Here is a 3,121-nt window from a genome sequence, read left to right on the forward strand (position 1 = left end):
AGTTTTCTAGGTTCTGTAGGTCGTGCCGAACAAATAAATGCCGCCGTACCTGTCGGAATTCTACCAAAATTGTTAGTGTTTCGCTTTCCCCCACCTAAATCTTGCGATTTTAGATGGGGACTGCGCTCAACTTTTGTTCAAGAACTGCTGGCGCGGGTGAGGGCTTTGCGGCGACGAGCGCCCCTCTGGTGCGGTGACGTGTTGCAAGTTAGCGATCTATCCCTGCATCTCGACACCATGCGCGTGGAACGGGGAAGCGTTAGCCTGAAACTGGCAAGCCGTGATTTTCAACTTCTGGAGTACATGATGCGCCATCCTCACCAGATCCTCACTCACGATCAGATTGAGAAGGCACTATGGGAATGGGGAGAGGAACCCGAAAGTAATGCGGTAACCGCTCGGATTAGACGCCTGCGTCAACGGTTGCGCGAAATGGGTGTAGACGGTTGGATTGAAACCCTCTACGGCACAGGTTATCGTCTTGAACCGCCTTCTGCTTGAGATATGACTCATCCAGTTTCTGTTGTTCATCAACGCTGGCAAACACTGCCGATTCGAGTGCGGGGAACTGTGATTATTGTACTTCCCGTAACCTGTTTGTTCATGGCATTGTCGGCATTTGCCTGGTTGAAAGCCAGCTTGGTGGAAGATGAAACCTGGGTGCAACACACTCAAATTGTGCGTTTGGAAACAAAACGTCTCCTAAATGCCTTGGTTGATGCGGAAACCGGAGTTCGAGGGTATGGATTAACCCAACGAGATGAATTTTTGACTCCTTACAACCGGGCTAAAGCGATTATTCCTAAATCGTTGGATCGATTAGAACAACTGGTACAAGACAATCCTCAACAAACCCAACGCATACAGGATATTCGGAGACGGGTTGATGAGAATTTAAGGATTTTTCAACAGAAATTAACCTTACAGCGAGAACTAAAACTCATTCAGGGAAAAACCGATATTTTTGTTCCAGTTGCCTCTCTCTATGCGTGGTTAGAGGAAGGAAAAGCGACGATGGATGCTACCCGAATAGAAATCGATCGCTTTGCCCACACCGAGGAAGAATTATGGGTACAACGCCGACAACACCAAGACTTTTATCGACAAATTACCTGGATTGTGTTATGTATTTTTGGTGTGATTGGGACGCTCAGTGCCTGGTTTGCCGTTCACCTTTTCTATCAGTTGGAACGAGAGTTAGCCAACCGAGAAGATCGCTTGCGTCAAACGAATCAACGTCTGGAGATTGTCTGTGAGCAACTCCAACGATTTACCGCCAATGCCTCTCATGAATTGCGGGCGCCTTTAGCGGCAGTGTTGAGTAATGCTCAGGTGGGATTGATGGATCTCGATGACTTGGAAGAAGAGTCAATTCCACTGCGCCAACGACTCGATAAGATTGTCAATCTGACGAAACAGATGAGTTCACTGGTGAGTGATTTGTTATTTTTGGCGCGACATGAAGGGTTATTGACGGCTGATTCACTCCAATGTGTTGATCTGAGCGATTTATTAAGTAATTTAGTGGTTGATTGGCTACCGCAAGCGAAAACCTATCAGCTAACGCTGACGAGTCAGTTACCCAAAATGGCGGTTGAAGTCAATGCCGACGCCAATTTGTTGCGGCAAGCGATCGCGAATCTCCTCAGTAATTCTTGCCGCTATACACCCGCCGGAGGCATGATCGAACTGCGTCTACTTACACCCACCGATCAAGCCTTGATTCAGGTTGAAGATACCGGAATCGGTATTCCCACAGAGGTTGATAACAGATAGCCAGTATGATACTATATTCTCATATTGGCTTACATTTACTCATATTGGCTATATTCCTTTGAGAGAAGCCGGTAGAGACGCGCCATGGCGCGTCTCTACATCAAAAGGAAAGGATTGCGTTCCCTACTGGACAGACTTCTTGAAGGGGATAAGCTCACAATTGTTGTTGCCTGTAAAGACCGATTGTGCCGATTGGGAAGAGAGCTTATACAGTACCTTCTCGAGCCAAACGGTGGAAGCATCGTGGTTTGAGACCAATCTGTACACTGTCCAAAATCAGAACTTGCCCAGGCTCTACTCTCCATTATCCATGTCAACTCTAGCCGAATGCAGGACTGGAGAAAGTACGGTAAGAAAATCAAAGAAGATCCGAATCTACCTAAACCCTGAGCAGAGAAACCTGGTCAAAAGATGGATGGGAGTATCAAGGTTTGTTTTCAATCGAACCGTTGAATACTTGCAGCAACCCGACAGTAAAGCTAACTGGAAGGCAATCAAGGGAGGGTTATTGAACTCATTGCCAGAGTGGTGCAAAAAAGTCCCCTATCAAATTAAATCAATAGCTATTAAGGACGCTTGTACAGCCGTAAGAGAAGCTAAGAAAAAATACAAGAAAACGGGGCAAATCCAAAAAGTTAAGTTTCGCTCCCGTAAAGACAGAATTCAGTCAAGTTATATTCCTAAATCAGCCGTAACCCACTTGGGAATATATCACACAATATTGGGTAAGATACGCTACACAGAACAGTTGCCCGACAATATTGGGGATTGCCGATTGGTGTTCCATCATGGTCAACACTACATCTGCGTTCCCCATGACGTGCCACGAATTAAGTCCGAGAACCAAGGACGTGTCGTGGCGCTAGACCCTGGCGTTCGCTCATTTCTAACCTTGTTCACTGAAGATAGCTTTGGCTGGATAGGGAGGGGAGATATTGGACGCATCCAACGACTCTGTTATTACCTCGATGATTTAATTTCCCGTATAACTAAAGCCAAAGCCAAGCAGCGTCGGAGATTAAAAAAGGCGGCTGACCGATTGAGGTTGAGAATTCGCCATTTAATTGACGAGATGCATCACAAGGTTGCTCGATTCTTAGTCGATCACTTTGATGTCATTTTGCTCCCGACGTTTGACGTATCTCAAATGGTGGTTAAGTCCACAAGAAAACTCAGGTCTAAATCGGTTAGACAGATGTTGTCTTGGGCGCATTACCGCTTTGAAAGGTTCTTGAAGCACAAGGCGTTTGAGACGGGCAAAGTCGTACTTGATTGCAATGAAGCCTACACCAGTAAAACCGTAAGCTGGACAGGTGAAATCATTTCTAATCTTGGTGGAAAAAAA

The 3,121-nt window shown here is 46.1% G+C and carries 4 protein-coding genes; all 4 read left to right on the forward strand.

Annotated elements, in window-relative coordinates:
- The coding region (locus RIM23_RS08490) for a winged helix-turn-helix domain-containing protein (protein WP_446366185.1) at nt 1–501 on the forward strand (501 nt) is incomplete at its 5' end.
- Nucleotides 502–504: 3 nt separating this feature from the next.
- Nucleotides 505–1,776: a sensor histidine kinase gene (locus RIM23_RS08495; protein WP_446366187.1), complete on the forward strand. Its 1,272-nt coding sequence runs from the start codon at nt 505–507 to the stop codon at nt 1,774–1,776.
- A gap of 84 nt (nt 1,777–1,860) precedes the next feature.
- Nucleotides 1,861–2,028: a hypothetical protein gene (locus tag RIM23_RS08500; protein WP_446366189.1), complete on the forward strand. Its 168-nt coding sequence runs from the start codon at nt 1,861–1,863 to the stop codon at nt 2,026–2,028.
- Between the two features lie 58 nt (nt 2,029–2,086).
- Nucleotides 2,087–3,121, forward strand: a 1,035-nt coding sequence (locus RIM23_RS08505) for an RNA-guided endonuclease InsQ/TnpB family protein (RefSeq protein ID WP_446366191.1), incomplete at its 3' end; no start/stop codon positions are given.

Source organism: Coleofasciculus sp. G3-WIS-01, assembly GCF_040223135.1.
In the GTDB taxonomy this organism is placed as follows: Bacteria; Cyanobacteriota; Cyanobacteriia; order Cyanobacteriales; family Coleofasciculaceae; genus Coleofasciculus.

What these genes read in the sequence shown, in the direction of transcription:
- RIM23_RS08495 (WP_446366187.1), top strand. Translation starts at nt 505, where the DNA reads ATGACTCATCCAGTTTCTGTTGTTCATCAACGCTGGCAAACACTGCCG.
- RIM23_RS08500 (WP_446366189.1), top strand. Translation starts at nt 1,861, where the DNA reads ATGGCGCGTCTCTACATCAAAAGGAAAGGATTGCGTTCCCTACTGGAC.